This is a genomic window from Streptomyces sp. NBC_01244 (assembly GCF_035987325.1).
In the GTDB taxonomy this organism is placed as follows: domain Bacteria; phylum Actinomycetota; class Actinomycetes; order Streptomycetales; family Streptomycetaceae; genus Streptomyces.
The window spans coordinates 95,730-113,055 of record NZ_CP108490.1 but is presented as its reverse complement, the minus strand read 5'-3'; the positions used below and the strand labels follow the sequence as shown (position 1 = coordinate 113,055).

Sequence of the window (17,326 nt, the reverse complement as noted above, 5' to 3'; positions counted from 1 at the left end):
CAACTTCGGCCAGGCGAGCGAGCCGACTACGGGTGGAGCACTCGTTGATACCCGCGCTCAGACAGGTCTAGACGGAACGCATCGTGTCGAGCATGTCCGCCAACTCCTTCGCCTGGCTTCCCCTCTCCATCAGGTCAAGGGCGATATTCCGGTACCGGGAGATCAGCCCGTCGATCGCATGCCTGGTGTCGTCCCCAGTCCCCTTCGCGCGGGCTTCCGTCAGCAGTGCGGAGAGGTGCGTGCGGGCCGGCACGTTCGCCAGGCCTTCGATGGATACCTCGAGTTCCTGGGCACGACGGACCTCCTGCTGAAGAGCCGCCACTTCACCGGGCCGGTCCTGGTCGGTCGTACTGGCTACGACCGGTCCTGCCTTCGGAGTGCGAGGCTTCGGCGCATGCGCGGCAGCGGCCTTCCTCGCCTCTTCGATGATCTCGTCAGCGGGGGTACCTGGAAGAACCTTCGCCACCCGCTGCACGGTCGCTTTGATGGTCCGTACGGGCGGCTTCTCTTGCCCGGTGGCCTCCTTCACGGTCTCGAAGACACTGACCATGATCTCGTCGCCGTGCTTCGCACGCACCGGGGCGAAGGCCTCGTAGGCCTTCTGGTCGAGTACCGGGGGCGTGCTGGCGGCAACCACCACACCGTCAGCCTCGACGTCATCCGGGTCGCTGCTGGAGCCTTCCAGCTCGAGCCGTCCTGCCGACCCGTACACAGCATGGAAGGCCGTACGGGTTTCCCAGGCTCGGCACAGTGCGTAGAACTGTGCCCGGGTCAGCCGACCCCCGGCTTCCTCTGCGAGGAAGTCATCCATGCTGAGGTATCCGAGACGGAGGTGGAACTGACGTGACTTCACGTTCGCGCAGGACTTTGCCGCCACCTCCCACGCTGTGCTGAGCTGCGCGATTCCGCGCACCGACTGCATGAGGACGTGGTTGTCCCCGTCAGACATAGGCAGGGTGGTGTCGGCAATCTCCACCGGGTCAGGGAGGTCTTCCAGCGCGAGCATGTGCCCGCCCTGCCCGCGGCCCCCGGCAACAACCTGGAACTTGGGCTCAGGTGCAACCTGACCGACCACAGCCTGAGCCGGGACTGCGAGGGCTCGGTCGCTGAACCCGGAGGGGACCGAAGGGGTCTCCTCTGCCGTCTCGGAAATCGCCGGCGCCTGGTCCTCTTCTGCGATCGCTTCTGGTGCCGTCGGTTTGGCAGCTCTGGCTGCAGCTCGCAGACCGCCGCTCGTCTTCGAGGACCGGCGCCGCGTGGTGTTCTCAGACGTCATGCTGGAGGATCCCCTTCTGCTCCAGCTCGGTGATCAGCTCGTCAAAGCCCATCTTGCGGGCGAGCGCCGGGCTCGGAGGGTTGAAGGCGTCGACTCGGGACAGATCAGCTCGGTACGGGATTTTCGTGCTCAGGATCTCCCATCCCAGCCAGGCGCCGGGATCCCCGTGCTCGTCCTTCTCGACCTGCTGGTCGAGGATGTCGTCCCGGACCTCCTCCCAGTCCCGGGTCGCCGAGTAGTACTTCGAGAGCATGATCAACCGGCGCAGAGGGCGCTTTCCCTCATTGGCCCGCTGCTTGTCCACGTCCCGCATGATCGTGGACAGACTCAGCTGCTTCACCAAGCGCTCGGTCTCGTTGAAGGTGGGCTCCAGGACCAGGATTGCGACGTCCGAGGCCATCAGTACGGATTTGGCGATCGGTACGTGATCTTCCATGTGGCCTGTGTCGACGACCCCGACCTTTCCCTCGTGGGGGTACTCGCGGACGACCGCCTTCTGGAACCTGTTGTGGGCTACCGAGTGGACAGGGAACGGGTACTCCTCCAGCGCCTCGTTGTCCTCGGCCTCGTCCGCCCACATCTTGAAGTGGTTCGCGGAGTCCGCGTCGTAGCCGATCGGCTCGTAGCTCTGGGGCGCCGTACGTGCCGCGAGAGCGTGGCAGATAAGGGAGGCGGCCGTTGTCTTCATGGACTTACGGCCGGAGATCAGTGCGATGAGCATGGGAGCCACCGTACCGGCCCGAGGTACAGATCCGTAGAGGAGAGAGGCGACCAGGAGGCTTTGTGCCAATGAGGTCCGTAGCCCCCTGTGCACACACTTGCACGGGGGTAGCACCCGGTCCCCACTGAGCGTTCATGCAGCTCGAGTCGGTATTCGCCTCCTCCCAAGAGGGAGCGCGGGTGGTGTTGGCACGCGCCAACACCTCGCCGCAGAACAGGACATTCTAGACCTCGCTGTCGGCCTGTCTGGCAACGAACTCGTCAGCCATGGGGGAGTGGTACACCCTCGCGAGCTGGAGGAGTCGGTCGACCTCCGCGTCGAAGTCCGAGTCCTGGAGGCCTTGGGCTCCAGCCTCCGGGACCTCCGCGACCGGCGGCAGACCGGTTGCCTTGGCCTCCCGGGCGGCGCGCAGCCGGAGGGCTTCCGCCGCAGGGCTGCTCTGGTGGTCGTATCCGGCGGCGTCCGCAGTACGGAATGCGGCTTCGCGGATCGCGTCGCTGGTGTAGGGCGCGAGGGCGAGGCCTGCGTCCCTGATCTCGATGACGCAGCGATGGAGCCGAAGGCGGGGGCCGCGGAGAAGTGTGCCCTTGAGGACGATCTCCGGGGTGGAGGTGGTGAGGTCGCGCCAGAGAGGCTGAAGGCTTCGGAGGCGGCGCCAGTCCCTGATCGTCCGGCAGGCGACCCCGAGCGCAGGGACGCTGCTGCCGATCAGGATGAGGCTGATGGAGAGGTACTTGAGGAGATCGGTGAGGGTGTCGGCGAGCGCATCGGTGGTGACGGGGGTGACCCCAAGGAGGCGGCCGAGGAGGTAGAGGACGCGCGTGGTGGCGTAGAGGGCTCCGGAGGTGCTGCCGATGGCCATTAGGCGCAGGCCGAAGCGCAGGAAGCGACTGGTGGCGTGGCGGACGCTGGTCCAGTAGAGCCGGGCGGAAGCGGCCATCGCGAAGCCGAGGTAGGAGAGGAAGGCGCTGTAGTAGGCGGTGGCCCAGCTGCTGCCGGCGTGTTCCAGGAAGAAGTCGTCGACCTCGTGTTCGCGGGGGACGAACTGGAAGAGCACTGCGAGGAGCCCCATCGTGGCGAGGGCGGTGTAATGGCGGGGGCGGAACCCTCGGTGGTGGTCTGGGCGGGAGATGGCGGCGACGAACTCGACGACGGCGCCGGCCGCGACGATGCCCGCCCAGTGCTTGATGAGGGTGGAGAGGCTGTTGACGTGGAACCAGTCGTCGAGACTGTGCATGACGGCAGGCACGCGCAGGGTGATGGCGACGGCCAAGGCGGCGAAGGACAGCCACAGGGCCCGCTGTTTGGGGGTGCGGAAGGCGGAGGGCGCGCGCCAGATCGTGACGGTCCAGAGCATGGCGAGCACGCCGACCTCTACGGCTTGCACGTCACGACCAGGTGTTCCGCAGCGGGTGGCCGAGGGCGTCGTGGAGACGGCCCAGGCGGTCTTCGGCTTCGGTGGAGCTGGAGTGGGTAGTGTGCCGGCTGGCCCGCTCGTGGATGAGGGTGGCCAGCGTCTCGGCGGCGCGTTCCTGGGGCGAGGCGAACTTGCTACGGCCCATCAGGTGCGCGATGCGGCTGAGGTCCAGCCCAAGTTCCTCGTCGACGGTTTCGGTCATGGACGCGAGGGCGCGGATCCGGGTTGCTTCGGCGCGGATGATCGCGCCGAGCGGGAGGTCGGGGTGGTCGAATGCGGAAACGGCGCCGCGGGTGCGGGTGAGGAGGCGCTGGAAGTGCTCGGCGGCCAGGGAGAGGTCGTCTTCGGAGGGCGTCTGCGGTACGTCGAGCTCGGGCGCGGTGTGACCCAGGAGCATGTGCGCGATCTCGTGGAAGACGATCTGCGTCTTGAGGATGGCGGCAGCAGCGGCGTCGTAGAAGATGAGGTCGGCGACGTCGAGGCCGAGCCAGATGCCGCAGGGCAGGGCTGGGTCGGGTGGTCCGTCGAGGGGCAGCAGGATGAGGGGCCTCCCGCGGAGGGCGGCTATGCCCTCGCAGAATGCTTCAAGGTTGAACGGCTGTGGGATGGACAGCTGGTTGACGATGGCGACGCACTCGCGGTCGCCCCGCTTCCACCAGCTCATCGACTGCCTCTCGCCGTCCGGCGGGAAGGTGCACTGCTGCTTCGAGCCGGATTTGTACTGCCCTGTCGGTATGGAGCTTAGGCGAAATTTTCACAATGGCTGAAAATTGTTGCTCACATGTCAGGTAGATGCAGCTTTGGGTGATTTGGGCTCGACGTGTCGTTTCAGCTCTTGGTGCGTCGGCCCCGGCCGGGCTTGACGTCCGGCAGGCCTTCGGTTTTGCGGAGGTGCTTGATCAGCGCGGTGACCGACTTGAGGGATCCGGCCGAGAGGCCGCCGAGGCGGAACGCGGCGGCCTGGACGTTCTCGTCTTCCAGGACCTGGGCGAACTCGTCGGCTGCGGCGGCCCTGCGGGTCTCCTCGTGCAGACGGGCGATACGCTCCTCCAGCCTCTTCTCGACCGCGGTGGAGTTCTCTCCGTCGGCCAGATAGCCGGTGCTGACTCCGAAGAAGCCGGCGAGGGCGCGGATCGAGTCGATGCCGGGGTTGGTGTTGACGCCCTTGTGGATGGTCTGCACAGTGCCGTGGGACACGGAGGGGCCGGGCAGCTGCTTGGTGCCGTCAGCGATCTCCAGGTAGGTGTACGGCCCGCGGCCGGGCGGGTGCAGGGTCCGGATCAGGAAGTCGAGGCGCTGGGCCATCGTCTGCTCGCGGCCGGGCGGGCTCTCTTCGCCCATGGGGAATCACTCCTGTCCGTTGCCATGCGGGGGCAGTTCAGCCCGAACCGCCAACCTTGATTATCTACTGTGCTAGACGGAATTTGCTAAATGGCACAACTACCCACGTCTAGAACGCTTATTGACTGGTCGTGTCCATGACGAATCGGGCAACGGTGTGATCTACGACTTATCGGCTTGCAGTCGCAACGAGCGTCGACGTATGTTGATCCACGCCTTATCTAGCCCGCTAGATGAAGCGCGTCTCATGATTTGGGCGCGCGGAGTCTAGCCCGCTAAGCACGTGCTGTTCGACGTGGGCCGGATGGGGTCGGGGGAGGGGCCGTGCCATGTGCTGCGGCATCAAAGAGCCCGAGTAAGGCCGGTGTTCAGGGGAGTGGGATCCCCCGAACACCGGGACGCGTCTCCGGGGAGGGGACGCGGTTCACCGGGAGCTGGGTCGTATCGCCGTAGGAAGCTGCGGCCCGGTTCCCTGGATCAAGGGCAGTTTTTCATGCGATCACTCGTACGCAAAGACCTGGCCGCCACCGGCGCCGGGGTTCTGGTGCCGGCCATCGCCGGACCGTCACGTTCCGCCTGCCACACCGCTCCTGTCGCGGGTACGGCCGCTCTGTCCGCCTCGGCGCCGAAGCCGTCGGCGGGACATGCCTACTTCGCGCCCGGCTGCTCGGGGCCGAGCGTCTCGCTCCGGGCCCGCGGCCCCGTGTTCGCGGCTGCCCGGACTCCCCTAGCGGGTCCGCACCGTACGACGGCCGGCTCGGGTCCGTCGTAGCGGCACGCCGCTGGCCCCTGCCTCTGCCTCAGGGCCTTCTCCGCTCCCGCTGACCTCTTGGACGGCCTGGTGCTCACCAGCCGCGCCCGGGAGCCGGGGTGCGAAGGCATGCCCTGACTGCGCAGTCCTCTGGCCCCGGCGGGCCGTCGGCACCCCATCTTCTTCTTCGCTTTCACCGAGCCGCAGGCGGATTCTCCATGCCCTCAGAACTCCTATCTATCCGTATTTGTTCACGTCTGGCGTCTTCCGGTCTCGCGCTGGCCGCGCTGAGTGCTGCCCTGACGGCCTGCGGCTCCGGCGGCACCCCAGTGGCGGAGCCCCCGGAGCTGGCCCCCACCACGTCGGCCGCCGCCGGCCCCGCGCCGGGCAGCGGGACGATCCCCGTACCCGAGGGCCCGGCCGCCTCCGAAGGGGCCGAGCTCCCGCAGGACATCGCGAAGGTCGCCGCGGACTTCGCGGCCGCCTGGGCGAGCCACGACGCGCGGCCGGGCAAGGACTCGGCGTACACGGAGGCGGGCAAGCGGGCCGCGGTTTACGCCTCGCCGGACCTCGGTGCGTCGATCAGCACGCCCCGGGCGAGCACGAACTCGGTGTGGCGGCAGTGGACGGCCGACAAGACGACCGTCACCGCGACGGTCCTGAAGGTGTCGATTCCCGACGGTGCTCCGGCCCCGACGGCCACCTCCGCGCTCGCGCGGGTGGTGTACCGGCTCACCACCGCACCCGAGAAGGGGCAGGCCACCACCGAGACCAAGCAGGTCGCCATCCAGCTCGAACGCGGCGCCGACGGCACGTGGCGCGTCATCGCGCTGCCGTACGCGTAGGCGGCCGGCGTGAACAAGCTGATACAGGCCGGCGCTGCCGCCTTCGTGCTCGTCCTCATCCTGGTCTTCGCGCTGATGATGATGCTGGGCGGGGCCGGGGGAGCGCGGGCGGCCAACAACGGCCCCGGCGGCTCGATCGCGGCCGACGCCCCGGTGCCCGACTGGGTCCGCAAGCTCATCGACAAGGCGATGGCGAATACCTGCCCCCAGGTGACCGCGTCCCTCCTGGCCGCGCAGCTCCACCAGGAGTCCGGCTTCCGGCCGAACCCGCCCGACGGCGGCGCGGGAGCGCTGGGCATCGCTCAGTTCATCCCCGGCACGTGGGCCGTGTACGGGGTCGACGGCGACGGCGACGGGAAGAAGGATCCGCTGAATCCGGCGGACGCGATCCCGGCCGCGGTCGCCTACGACTGCAAGCTCGCCGAGATCGTCAAGAACGTGCCCGGCGACTCGGTCAAGAACATGCTCGCCGCCTACAACGCCGGAGACGGCGCAGTCCTGCACTACAACGGGGTCCCGCCCTACGACGAGACCCGCGGCTACGTGGAGGAGATCACCTCGCTGGCCGCGAAGTGGGCCGCGGCTGCCGACGGCCAGGTACCGCTGCCCCCGGGCTCCGGCGGCGCAGCGCGGGCCATCGCCGCCGCGAAGACCGCGCTGAACACCCCCTACCAGTGGGGCGGAAGCTGCAACTTCCCCTACAAGAGCATGAACGGCTGCGACTGCTCCTCGCTCATGCAGATGGCGTGGGGCGCGGCCGGCGTGAACTTGCCGAGGACCACCTACGACCAGGTGCACTCCGGCACCCCGGTCGCCGCGATCAGCCAGCTGCGCCCCGGCGACCTGCTCTTCAGCGTGGGCAGCGCCGCCGTGCCGGAGCACGTTGGCATGTACATCGGCAACGGCGAGGTCATCGAGGCCCCGCGGACCGGACTGAACGTGCGGATCAAGCCCATGTCCTGGTGGCAGGGCCAGATCGTCGCCATGCGGCACATCGGATGACCGCATTTTTCCCCGGGCGTTTCCGCCCCTTCGTCCGGACCCTCTTCCGGGGTCCGGGCCCATCTCCCATTAAAGGACAAACTCATGGCTTCTGACGGTAAGTGGATGGTTCTCGCTGACAGCGTTGGTGACGTGATCGGCGGTGTGGACCCGAGCTGGGGCCCCTTCGGGGCGCTTGGAGCGACTTCGAAGGTGATCATCGGCGTCATCGCCGCGGGGGTCCTGGTCGTGTCGGCGGCGACGTTCCTGATGGGCATCGCCAAGTCGAAGGGCTGGGTCGGCTCCGGCAACAGCACGATGCACACCGACACCGGCAAGGGCCAGATCGTCGGCGGCCTGGTGGGGATCTTCCTCGTCGCGTCCGCCGCAGCCATCTTCACGGCCGTCTACGGCATGGGCATCTGAGGCGATCTCCATGACGAACAACGACAGCAACTCCGAAGGCCGACCGTGGTCGGCCGACCGCGCGCCCCGCCGGTCCGGCCCCAAGCCGCTGACCCTCATCGTCATCGCCGTCGTGGTCTGCACCCTGGCCGGGCTGCTCATCGCCAACCTCTTCACCTCCGGCACCCCGAAGGCCGGCTCCCCGGTCGCTGCCCCCGGCAAGAGCAAGGAAGCCGACGGCGGCAACACCGAGGGCGCGGGCACCACGGGGTCCCTGCGCACGAAGGACGGTGTGCCGGTCGGGTACGAGCGGACCAAGGAGGGGGCGAAGGCGGCTGCCGCGAACTTCCAGGCCGTGCAGTCCACCGCCCTGTTCCTCGCCGACAAGGACATCCGCCACAAGATCACCAACGTGATCATGGCCCCGGAGTCCGTGGCGCAGCGCCTCCAGACCCTGGACGAGCAGTCCGAGGCGGCCATGGCCAAGCTCGGCGTGCTCAAGAGCGGCCTGACCCAGGGTGGGGCCCCGCTGATCAACCGGCAGGCCACCCTGTCGGCGCAGGTCACGAGTTTCAGCACGGACGTCGTCACCGTCGAGCTGTGGACGGCCGCCGTCACCGGCGTTGCCGACAGCACCTCGAAGCTGACGCCGACCAGCGAGTTCAACCAGTGGAACTACACCCTGCGGTGGGTGGACGGCGACTGGCGGGCGGTCGGCATCACCCGCTCCGCGGGGCTCGTCCCGCAGGCGACGGCCGGCCAGCCGTCCGCCCCCGACTCCTTCCGGCAGCTGGGAGGGGACGCGAATGTCGCGCCGTACTCCCGCTGAAGCCCCCCGGCGCCGCTCACCGCGCCTGAGGGTGCTGCGGTCGCTGCCCGCCACGATCACCGCCGGGCTGCTGGTGCCCCTGTGGCTGCTGTTCACCGCGCCGGCCGCCCAGGCCCTGCCCAGCGCCTGCGACATCCCCGGCATCTCGGAAGCCTGCGACATCAACGATGCGGTCGGCGCGATCGCCGACTTCGCGTCCGACCCGTTCGGGTTCATCGCGAAGAAGATGGGCGAGGGCGCGGCATGGTTCCTGGGGAAGATCATCGGACTGATGGACGCCACCACCAAGGTGGACTTCACCAATCCGGGCTTCCTCAAGACCTACGCCCTGATCTTCGGCGTCTCCACGCTCCTGACGCTCATCCTGTGGCTCGTCGCGGTGGCCAAGCGTGTCGTCTCCGGGATCTCGCCCGTCACCGCGGTCTCCGAGGCGGTGGGACTGCTCCTGCTCCAGGTCATGGTGAACGCCTTCACCCCGGCCGCCCTGGTCTTCCTCAACCAGCTCGTCGACGAGATCACGAAGGTGTTCGCGGGCAACGCCATCCAGGAGGGCAAGGCCTTCATCGAGAAGCTGACGAAGGTCATCCTGAAGACCGACGCCACACAGGCGCCTGTCGTCCTGATCATCGTGTTCCTGCTGATCATCGTGGCCGCGCTGCTGGTCTGGATCGAGCTGCTGATCCGCGCCGGCGCCCTCTATATCGGAGCGGCGCTCGGTCCGCTGGTCAACGCCGGGTTGGTCGACCGTGACTTGTGGGGCAAGACGAAGAAGTGGGTGGGCATGCTCCTGGCCCTCCTGCTGGCCAAGCCAGTGCTGTTCGCCCTGTTCGGGCTGGCCGCGGCCATCATGAACTCGGACAAGAGCGGCAACGCCGACGCGGTCAACACGATCCTCGTGGGCGCGCTGCTCCTGTTCCTGTCGGTGTTCTCCAGCGCCTCCATCTACAAGTGGCTGCCGGGCTTCGGGGACGAGATGGGTTCCCTGATGAACACCCGCAAGGCCGCCGGGCAAGCCGGTCCGGCCGCGGCGGTCCCCGGTCCGGCGCAGGCCGCGAACTCGGCGATGAGCGCACGGATGACGAGCTCGGTCGTCGGCAAGGGAACCGCCGCCGCCGGACCGGTCGGCGCGGCCCTGACCGCCGTCAAGGCCGGTGTCGACATGGCCAAGAACAAGGCCCAGGGCGCGGACACCATCGCGGACCAGGGCGGCGGCGAGGGCGGACCGCAGTCCGGCGGCTCCTCCACCGGCGGCTCCTCCACCGGCGGCTCCTCCACCGGCGGCCCTGGCGGCGGTTCCGGCGGTGAGGGTGCGCCGAGCAGCGCGCCGTCCTCCAGCCCCACCGGCGGTTCGGTCGTCCCGGCCGGGGGCGAAGGCGCCCCGGGTTCGGAAGGCGGCGACTCGTCCTCCGTGCCGGCGGCTGCGGGAGCGGGCACCGCGAACCCTGTCGGCTCCTCCACGATTCCCGCCGACCACGCGGCCGGTGGCGGGGGGGAGTCCTCTGCGGCCTCGAGTCCCTCCGCGAGTCCGAACTCACCCGCGGGCCCTTCCACCATCCCGCTGCCCGCACAGCCCGCGGGCTCTCCGGCCTCCCCTCCCGCGCCTTCTCCCGCGCCTTCTCCCGCTCCGGCGGGGGCTCCGGCCTCGGGCGGCCCGGCCGGAACGTCCTCGGGGGCGGGCCCTGCGACCGTTCCCACGCCGTCCACGCCGTCCACCCCGAGCACTCCGCGTGCTCCGTCCGCCCCGTCCACTCCGGCCGCACCGGTCCGGCCCATTCCAGGAGGAAGTGGTAGCTGATGTCCGATCGCAGCTATGTCTTCGGCAAGCCGAGGCCGACCGGTCTGGTCGGCAAGCGGGACCTCGGCGAGCAGGTCCTGCTCGTCAGCGCGGGAGCGGTCGCCGTGTTCGGCGCCTGGCTCTTCTCCGCCATCCCGCTCCTCGCGTTCGTCGCGGTCGCGGTGCCCGTGAGCATCGCGGCCGGGGCGGTATTCATCCCGTACAAGCCCAAGGGCGCGTCCTCGCGCCGCACCCTCTACAAGTGGTGGCGGATCGAGCGGGACCGCAAGCGGACTCTGGCGATCACCGGCGGGGTGTGGACCTCGCCGGCCGTGGAGGCCGGTGTCCTGCGCGACGGCGGGATCCCGCCGGAGGCCCTTGAGCCGGCCCCGGGCATCACGGGGATCCGCCCGGTCACGGCCTCGGTCCGCGGCCAGGACATCGCGGTCGTCCTCCAGCCGGACCTCGGCTGCGTGACGATCGCCCTGGAGATCGCCTCGCGCGGTCACGCGGGCAAGGACCGCTCCGATCAGGAACTCGCCCTGGAGCGGTGGGGCTCCCTCCTGGACTCCTTCGGGAACTCCACCGACAACCCGATCGACCGGATCTCGGTGCTGGCCCGCCAGCTCAAGTCCGACCCCGAGGCCCACCAGCAGCACATCGCGACCCGCGCCCAGTCGCCCGCGACCGCCAAGGTCCCCGACTGGCTGGCCGCGTCCTACGACGCCCTGTCGGACGCGGTGAGTACCAGCGCGGAGGAGCACCGGTACTACGTCGTCGCCTACGCCTCCTGGAACAAGGACTTCGCCGCCGAGTCCCACGACCGCGGGTCGGGTGACGAGGGCATCGCCGCGGTGATGGCGGCGGCCGCCGAGGAGCTGTGGGCGCGCTGCGAGGACGCCGAACTGCGGGTGGTGGCCCCGATGGACCTGGGCGCGCTCACCGCTCTCATCCGCAACAGCTACGACCCGGACCACCTGATCTGGGATGAGACGCTGCCGATGCAGCACGCCTTCCCCCGCCAGGTGGAGGTCCTCGACAAGCGGTCCTTCCGGGCGCGGGCCGCCGACTCGACGGAGGGCTGGTACCACGCCACCGCCGCGGTGGTGAGCTGGCCCAACACCCCGGTCGGCCCCGACTTCATGGCCCCGCTGCTCATCGGGCTGCCCGACATCATCCGCACCGTCGCCATCACCTCCCACCTGGAGCCCAACGACGCCGCCGTCAAGCGGATGCTCAGCGAGGACACCAACAACCAGGCCGAGATCCAGCGCGACATGCGCCTCGGCCGCAACATCGACCCCCGCGACCTGATCGCCACCCAGGCCACCGCCAAGCGCGGCATGGAGCTGGCCGCGTCCGGCGCGGCCGGCGCGGCGATCGTCGGCTACATCACCGTCTCAGCGCGCACCGAGAAGGAACTGTCCAAGGTCAAGCGGGATACCGGCGCGAAGGCGCGCTCCTCTCACCTGGGTATCGAGTGGCTCGACCTTGAGCACCACCGTGCCTTCGCCAACACGCTGCCGCTCGCCGGAGGGATCAGGAAGTGAACGTTTTCGCACCCGCGCGGGAAACGACGATGCGTCCGCTGTACACGACGACGCGCGCCTCCCAGGCCCTGTACCTGCCGATCGCCCCGCCCACCCTGGGCACCGCCGGCACGGTCGTGGGAAGGGAGCTGTTCTCCGGCAAGGCCTTCATCTACTGCCCGTTCTCCATCTTCGGTGACGGCCTGCCGGGCGGGAACTGCCTCGTCATGGGCGACACCGGCCGGGGCAAGTCCGCGCTGACCAAGACGTACGCGCTGCGACAGGCCCGGATGGGCCGCCGCCTGGCGATCCTGGACACAAAGGAGCAGAAGGAGTCCGGCGAGGGCGAGTGGGCGGCGGTGTGCCGCGCGCTCACCGGGTCCGAGCCCATCAAGTTCGTTCCCGGCGGCGGGCCCGGCTCGGCGTGCATCAACCCGCTGGACCCCGAGATCAGCGGCCGCCGCCAGGTCGAACTCGTGCGCACCGTCGTCGAGCTCGGTCTGGACCGGAGCCTGGACGAGTTCGCCGGATCCGCCCTGCGCATCGCGGTGCGCAGGGCCAACGAGCGGGCGGCGGCGGAGGGCCGCGTCGCGGTCCTTCCTGACGTCGCGTTCGCGCTGCGCCACCCCACTGAGCAGGACGCCGCCGCGAAGAAGCGCGGCCTGGACGAGCTCCTGGCTGACGGCCTGGAGGCCTCGTACGTCCTGGACCGGCTGTGCGGCGGCACCGCCGACGATGCGGCCGGCGGCGGAGACCTGGTCGGAATGCTGGACGGGCCGACCTCGCTGAGCGTCGACCTCGACGCCCTGATGATCGTCTTCGACCTGGCGCGGGTCCCCTCCGGCGGCGCCGCGATGACGATCCTCATGGCCGTCATCTCCGTGTTCCTGGAGGAGGTGTGGCTGCGCGGCGAGTGCGAGTGCGGGACACCGCCGGACACGCATGCCCGGATCGTCACCGACACGGCCTCCGGCGCGTGGAAGCGCGGTGGGAACCCGGACACCGGATGCCGCGGCTACAACCAGATCAAGAGGATCCTGGTCTTCGAGGAGGCCTGGCACATCCTGGGCACTCCACAGCTTGCGAAGTTGTTGGAGAAGTTCCTCAAGTTCGCCCGCGGCTACGGCCTGTCCTGCATTTTCATCGTGCACCACTTGAGCGATGTCGACGACAGCACGGAGACCGCGGCCGCGCTGAAGATGGCCGACACCCTGGTCGTCTACTCGATGAAGGCCGACGAGGCACGCGCGGTCGTCAACCGCCTGAACTTGCCGGCCTGGACAGCCGACCACATTCCGCGGCTGCGCCGCGGGGTGGCCCTGTGGAAGGTCGGCGAAACCGTCTACCCGGGTGTCCAGCACCTGCTGACCACCACCGAGGAGCAGCTGTGCTTCTCGTCCAACGCCATGTCCGAAGCCGCGGTGGACGAGACCTCGGACGAGTCGGCGCTCACCGCGGCCTGACCACGACCTGCTGAGGACTGCTCATGACGACTCCCGCCTCCGCCGGAACACACGGCCACGCGCCCGGTGCCCCGCTGCTCCAGGAGCAGCCGGCCGCCCGCGCGCTCTGGTTGCAGTCCTGTGCGGCGTCGGCGTTCCGGCCCGGAGGCGCCTCGTGAGGATCTTCCACGGCCGGCCCGGCGCGGGCGCCGTCCAGAAGGAGACGCTGCGCGCAGCCGGTCTGGACGGTGCGGCGCTCACGCTCCTGGGCGCCCTGCTGGACGGCGCAGACGGCCAGACGCTCACGCTGGCGGCCCTCGCCGAGCAGCACGGCGTCCCCGTACGGCGGCTGCACGCCGCTGCCCGGTCCCTGACCGCCGACGGGCTCCTGCTGCGCGTGAAGTATGAGTCCCCAGGCGGGCGGTGGGCGACCGACCTGTACGTCTTCCCCACCCCGGTCACTGCCGTGGAGTTCGAGGCGGTGCGGGGGCGGCATGCCGGAGCCGTCACCCTGACGCTGGAGCCGGACTGCGCCCCCGGAACACCCCAGCCGGCCCCGCCCGCCGAACCCGTCGCGGCGGCCGCCGCGACGGGCGGGCCGCTGGAGCAGGATGTCGAGCTCGTCACGGCGGCCGCCGTCCGCGAGGTCCTGGACGCCCTGCCCGGCCAGCTCACCGTGCTGCTGCCCTCGCCGCTCCCGGCCGCTGTGACCGCCGCCGTCCGGGCGGCGCTCGCGGCCGGACGGCAGGCGGAAGACCTGTCCGCGCGGGTCGTACGTCGGTGGTGGGCCCACGGCTACGCAACGAAGGCCGCGCTGGGATCCCTGTCCCGGCCGGTCGGCGTGGCCATTGCGCTGCTGCGGCCCGGCCCTTGCCCGGACCCCCGGTGCGAGGACGGCGTGAACCTCGACACCGGCATGCCCTGCCCGCGCTGCGCCGAGCGCAGCGAGGACTTCCACCGCGCCAAGGCCACCGAGAACACGCCGCCCGTGGTGAACGTCGCGGATTTCCCGACACCTACGCCGCCCGCGTTCGCCTCGCTGGACCTCACGTCCCGCATCGACCCCGAAACCAACGCGGCGGGCATGGCCCGCACGCGCGCCGCGCTGGCCGCGGCGAAGAACGCCCGCACCACCCCGCACCCGTCCAGGAGGACACCATGACCGACTTTCCCTCGCTCGTCGAAGGCGGCGGTCTCATGCAGTACGGGCCCTGGGCCCTGCTGGCCGTCGCCGCCCCGGTCGCCGCGGTAGTCCTCAAGCCGTGGGAGCGCCAGAGCGACGGCGCGACCTGGGGCGGCCGCAAGGTGGAGAAGCACCTGCGCGCCGAAAAGTCCCTGGAGACCCGCCCCGACCGGCTGGTCGCGGGCCGCGGTCTGGTCACGAAGAAGCTCGTCGCGGGGGAACCCTGCCTGTCCGGTCTCGCCTTCGGCATCCCCGGCTCCGGCAAGTCCATGGGCCTACTCCTGCCCAACGCCCTGGAGTGGGCAGGCCCCCTCGTCATCACCACCGTCAAGGCCTCCGACCTCGACATGATCTACGCCCGGCGCGCCGCCGAGGGCCGGCCGGTGCACGTGGTGGCCCCCAAGGGCATACCCGGGCGGGTCACGTCCCGCTGGTCCCCGGTGGAGTACTGCAAGACCGAGCAGGACGCCGACGAGATGGCGAAATGGCTGACCGAGGCCTCCGCCAACAGCGCCGACCCCAAGGCGCAGACCTGGCTGGAGCAGGCACAGCCCATCGTCAAGGGCGTCCTGCTGGCCGCCCGCGTCTCCGGCGAGGGCATCACCGCGTTCCGGCGCTGGCTCTCACTGGGCAAGGACGCCGTCGACACCGTCGAAGGTGTCCTCATCGACGCCGGGTTCGCCGAGGCCGCGGAAGACTACGCCTCCCCGTGGCGGCGCCTGCACGGCGACGGCGTCGGGTCGATCCAGCTCACCCTCAACGTGATCGCCCGCGTCTACCAGGACAAGGCCGTACGCGAGTCCAGCACGACCAGCGACTTCGACGTCGATGAGGTCATAGCCAAGGGCGGCACCATCGCGATCGTCGCCTCCGCCTCCGACAGTCGGCGCTACGCGCCGCTGATCACCGCACTGATCGCCTCGGTGATCCACGCCGCCGAAAGCCAGTACGCCCGCACCGGCAAGCCGCTCTCGCCTGCCCTCGGCCTGCTGATCGACGAGGCCGGCAACGTGCTGCGCTACCCGGACCTGGCGACCGTCCTGACGACGGGCCGCGGCCAGGGCATCGTCATGCTCACGATCTGGCACGACCTCAGCCAGCTGCGGACCTCCCTGGGCGACGACAAGGCCAACACCGTCATCTCCGCCTCCCCGATGCGCATGCTCCTACCGGGCGTCGCCGACCCCGAGACGCTGGCCTTCTTCAACCTGACGCTGGGCCGCGCCGAGGTCTCGATCTCCGCGGAGTCCCACAACCGCGAACGCGACCTCGCCCCGGTCCACGCCCTGCAGCAGCTGAAGGACGGCACGGCGATCGTCCAGTACGGCAACAAGGCGCCCGTCCTGGTCAGCCTGCGGATGATCTTCCAGGACAAGGACCTTCAGCGGCTGATCAAGGAAGCCCCCGCACGCAAGGAGCTGGCACGTGCCTGACGACGAGTCCTACGACATCCCGCCCATGGACGGCCTCGTCGACGAGGACACCGGCGAAATCCTCGACGACCTCGACATCGAGGAAGAAGAAGAGGAGGAGGTGGACCTGTCGGGGTGGGTCTGGGTTGTGATGGAGCCGGCCGTCCGCCGCGAGCGCCTGGCCGAGCTCCGTACCTGGGTGCAGTGGCTGGTGCGGACCTACCCGTGGACGCTCACCCACCTCACGCCCTGCTGGTACCAGCACAAGGACGTCTGCGAGCTGCTGACCGCGTTGTTCGTGTCCTGGGTGCGGACCTACAGCCCGGGCAGCAAACGCGATACCGCCGAGGTCGAGTGGATCGACGCCCTCTACCGGACGGTGCCCCGCATCGCGCTGAAGGAGTGCACCGCGCAGAAGCACACCGACCCGCGGGTGAGGGAGTTCCGGGACTACGACCGCGCCTTCGAGATCTACTCCAAGGTCTCGGACGACATGACCGACAAGGCCCTGATCCACCCGGGCCTTCACGAGATGATCCGACAGGGAGCAGAGCAGTGACCGTACCCGTATCCGTACCGTCCGCCGCCGAGCCTGAGGGCCGTATCTGGCCGAGGTGGGCCACCGCCGCCGACTTCTCCGGCGCACGCGGCGAAGCGCTGCGACAGGAGATGTCCCTGCGCCTGGAGCTCCCGCCGTACGCCGAGAGCGTCGCGGTCCTGATGGGCCGCGACACGGCCGGCCACCAGTTCACCAAGATCATGACCTGGCCGTTCGCCCGCCACCTCCTGGACCGGCCCACCGACTGGTGGCACATCGCCGACAAGGAGCCCGCGCAGCCGGGCTGGCCCCGCCGCTCGGCCGACCTCCTGGGCACCTGGGACCTGGCAGGCCTGTTCCCGCTGTTCGCGATCCTGCCCGACCGGCCCGCCGCCGTGGCCTTCCGCGGCGACGACGCGGCGTGGCAACGGGCCCGCCGCCACGCCCTGTCCGACGCCGTCGCCCGGCAGGACGGCCCGGACCGCTGGAGCATCCGCGTCCCGGAGCCGCTCACCCCCTGGCTGACGGCGCACTGGTCGATCCCCTACCCGGCCCGCAACGTCCCCGTCTCCCGCAACCTCGCCGCGCTCACCATCGGACAGCCCTCCGGAGGCGTCCTGCGCGGCAGGAAGACCGCCACGGTCGAACTCGACGAAGTCCAGACGCACATCGCGGCCCTCGCGCACATCCTCGTCGGCGTGGCCCGCGACACCAGCCGAGCGGCCGCCGGGGGAGCGGTCGAACTGCGCTCCCTGCTGTGGCGGGTCGCGCAGGAGCAGAGCATCGAGGAAGGCGACATCACGCTGGCCCACCGGCAGGCCTACAAGTGGCTCGCCGGCGCCGACGCCCTCCAGCAGGCCTCCTAGCGGCCCGCCCACCACC

17 protein-coding genes are annotated in these 17,326 nt (G+C 69.8%); 12 read left to right on the top strand and 5 right to left on the bottom strand.

Annotated features, from left to right (window positions below; genetic code table 11):
• Positions 1–67: 67 nt before the first annotated feature.
• The 5 genes from OG247_RS44275 to OG247_RS44255 form a co-directional block, all read right to left on the bottom strand.
• Positions 68–1,276, bottom strand: a complete 1,209-nt coding sequence (locus OG247_RS44275) for a hypothetical protein (protein WP_327258086.1) — start codon at positions 1,274–1,276, stop codon at positions 68–70.
• Positions 1,266–1,997 carry a hypothetical protein gene (locus tag OG247_RS44270; protein ID WP_327258085.1) on the bottom strand — a complete coding sequence of 244 codons (732 nt, stop codon included), beginning with the start codon at positions 1,995–1,997 and terminating at the stop codon, positions 1,266–1,268. The genes OG247_RS44275 and OG247_RS44270 overlap by 11 nt, the downstream gene beginning before the upstream one ends.
• 223 nt (positions 1,998–2,220) lie before the next feature.
• Entirely contained in the window at positions 2,221–3,384 is a 1,164-nt protein-coding gene (locus OG247_RS44265; protein WP_327258084.1) for an MAB_1171c family putative transporter, read from the bottom strand.
• A 1-nt stretch (position 3,385) separates the two neighbouring features.
• A complete protein-coding gene (locus tag OG247_RS44260; RefSeq protein ID WP_327258083.1) occupies positions 3,386–4,078 on the bottom strand; it encodes a hypothetical protein in 693 nt (230 codons plus the stop codon).
• Between the two features lie 164 nt (positions 4,079–4,242).
• Positions 4,243–4,755, bottom strand: coding sequence for an XRE family transcriptional regulator (locus OG247_RS44255; protein ID WP_327258082.1), 513 nt, complete (start codon positions 4,753–4,755; stop codon positions 4,243–4,245).
• A gap of 969 nt (positions 4,756–5,724) precedes the next feature.
• On the opposite strand from OG247_RS44255, the gene OG247_RS44250 reads away from it, so the two are divergent.
• From OG247_RS44250 to OG247_RS44195, 12 genes are all read left to right on the top strand, one after another.
• Positions 5,725–6,351: a hypothetical protein gene (locus OG247_RS44250; RefSeq protein ID WP_327258081.1), complete on the top strand. Its 627-nt coding sequence runs from the start codon at positions 5,725–5,727 to the stop codon at positions 6,349–6,351.
• A 9-nt stretch (positions 6,352–6,360) separates the two neighbouring features.
• On the top strand, positions 6,361–7,353 hold the full coding sequence (locus tag OG247_RS44245) for a C40 family peptidase (protein WP_327258080.1): 993 nt from the start codon (positions 6,361–6,363) through the stop codon (positions 7,351–7,353).
• An 84-nt stretch (positions 7,354–7,437) separates the two neighbouring features.
• A complete protein-coding gene (locus tag OG247_RS44240) occupies positions 7,438–7,758 on the top strand; it encodes a hypothetical protein (RefSeq protein WP_327258079.1) in 321 nt (106 codons plus the stop codon).
• A gap of 10 nt (positions 7,759–7,768) precedes the next feature.
• Positions 7,769–8,566, top strand: a complete 798-nt coding sequence (locus tag OG247_RS44235) for a hypothetical protein (RefSeq protein WP_327258078.1) — start codon at positions 7,769–7,771, stop codon at positions 8,564–8,566.
• Positions 8,544–10,361 carry a hypothetical protein gene (locus OG247_RS44230; RefSeq protein ID WP_327258077.1) on the top strand — a complete coding sequence of 606 codons (1,818 nt, stop codon included), beginning with the start codon at positions 8,544–8,546 and terminating at the stop codon, positions 10,359–10,361. The genes OG247_RS44235 and OG247_RS44230 overlap by 23 nt, the downstream gene beginning before the upstream one ends.
• Positions 10,361–11,890, top strand: coding sequence for an SCO6880 family protein (locus OG247_RS44225; protein WP_327258076.1), 1,530 nt, complete (start codon positions 10,361–10,363; stop codon positions 11,888–11,890). The genes OG247_RS44230 and OG247_RS44225 overlap by 1 nt, the downstream gene beginning before the upstream one ends.
• Positions 11,887–13,332 carry an ATP/GTP-binding protein gene (locus OG247_RS44220; protein WP_327258075.1) on the top strand — a complete coding sequence of 482 codons (1,446 nt, stop codon included), beginning with the start codon at positions 11,887–11,889 and terminating at the stop codon, positions 13,330–13,332. Before OG247_RS44225 ends, OG247_RS44220 begins: the two co-directional genes overlap by 4 nt.
• A 23-nt stretch (positions 13,333–13,355) precedes the next feature.
• Positions 13,356–13,490, top strand: a complete 135-nt coding sequence (locus OG247_RS44215) for a hypothetical protein (protein WP_327258074.1) — start codon at positions 13,356–13,358, stop codon at positions 13,488–13,490.
• Entirely contained in the window at positions 13,487–14,473 is a 987-nt protein-coding gene (locus OG247_RS44210; protein WP_327258073.1) for a hypothetical protein, read from the top strand. Before OG247_RS44215 ends, OG247_RS44210 begins: the two co-directional genes overlap by 4 nt.
• Positions 14,470–15,927, top strand: a complete 1,458-nt coding sequence (locus OG247_RS44205) for a type IV secretory system conjugative DNA transfer family protein (RefSeq protein WP_327258072.1) — start codon at positions 14,470–14,472, stop codon at positions 15,925–15,927. The genes OG247_RS44210 and OG247_RS44205 overlap by 4 nt, the downstream gene beginning before the upstream one ends.
• Entirely contained in the window at positions 15,920–16,465 is a 546-nt protein-coding gene (locus OG247_RS44200) for a hypothetical protein (protein ID WP_327258071.1), read from the top strand. Before OG247_RS44205 ends, OG247_RS44200 begins: the two co-directional genes overlap by 8 nt.
• Positions 16,462–17,310, top strand: coding sequence for a hypothetical protein (locus OG247_RS44195; protein ID WP_327258070.1), 849 nt, complete (start codon positions 16,462–16,464; stop codon positions 17,308–17,310). Before OG247_RS44200 ends, OG247_RS44195 begins: the two co-directional genes overlap by 4 nt.
• The last annotated feature ends 16 nt before the right edge of the window (positions 17,311–17,326 follow it).

Excerpts from the sequence above, each read along its gene's own strand:
- OG247_RS44205 (WP_327258072.1), top strand. The coding sequence starts at position 14,470 with ATGACCGACTTTCCCTCGCTCGTCGAAGGCGGCGGTCTCATGCAGTAC.
- OG247_RS44260 (WP_327258083.1), bottom strand. The coding sequence starts at position 4,078 with ATGAGCTGGTGGAAGCGGGGCGACCGCGAGTGCGTCGCCATCGTCAAC.
- OG247_RS44225 (WP_327258076.1), top strand. The coding sequence starts at position 10,361 with ATGTCCGATCGCAGCTATGTCTTCGGCAAGCCGAGGCCGACCGGTCTG.
- OG247_RS44240 (WP_327258079.1), top strand. The coding sequence starts at position 7,438 with ATGGCTTCTGACGGTAAGTGGATGGTTCTCGCTGACAGCGTTGGTGAC.
- OG247_RS44215 (WP_327258074.1), top strand. The coding sequence starts at position 13,356 with ATGACGACTCCCGCCTCCGCCGGAACACACGGCCACGCGCCCGGTGCC.
- OG247_RS44230 (WP_327258077.1), top strand. The coding sequence starts at position 8,544 with ATGTCGCGCCGTACTCCCGCTGAAGCCCCCCGGCGCCGCTCACCGCGC.
- OG247_RS44275 (WP_327258086.1), bottom strand. The coding sequence starts at position 1,276 with ATGACGTCTGAGAACACCACGCGGCGCCGGTCCTCGAAGACGAGCGGC.
- OG247_RS44255 (WP_327258082.1), bottom strand. The coding sequence starts at position 4,755 with ATGGGCGAAGAGAGCCCGCCCGGCCGCGAGCAGACGATGGCCCAGCGC.
- OG247_RS44250 (WP_327258081.1), top strand. The coding sequence starts at position 5,725 with ATGCCCTCAGAACTCCTATCTATCCGTATTTGTTCACGTCTGGCGTCT.
- OG247_RS44235 (WP_327258078.1), top strand. The coding sequence starts at position 7,769 with ATGACGAACAACGACAGCAACTCCGAAGGCCGACCGTGGTCGGCCGAC.
- OG247_RS44270 (WP_327258085.1), bottom strand. The coding sequence starts at position 1,997 with ATGCTCATCGCACTGATCTCCGGCCGTAAGTCCATGAAGACAACGGCC.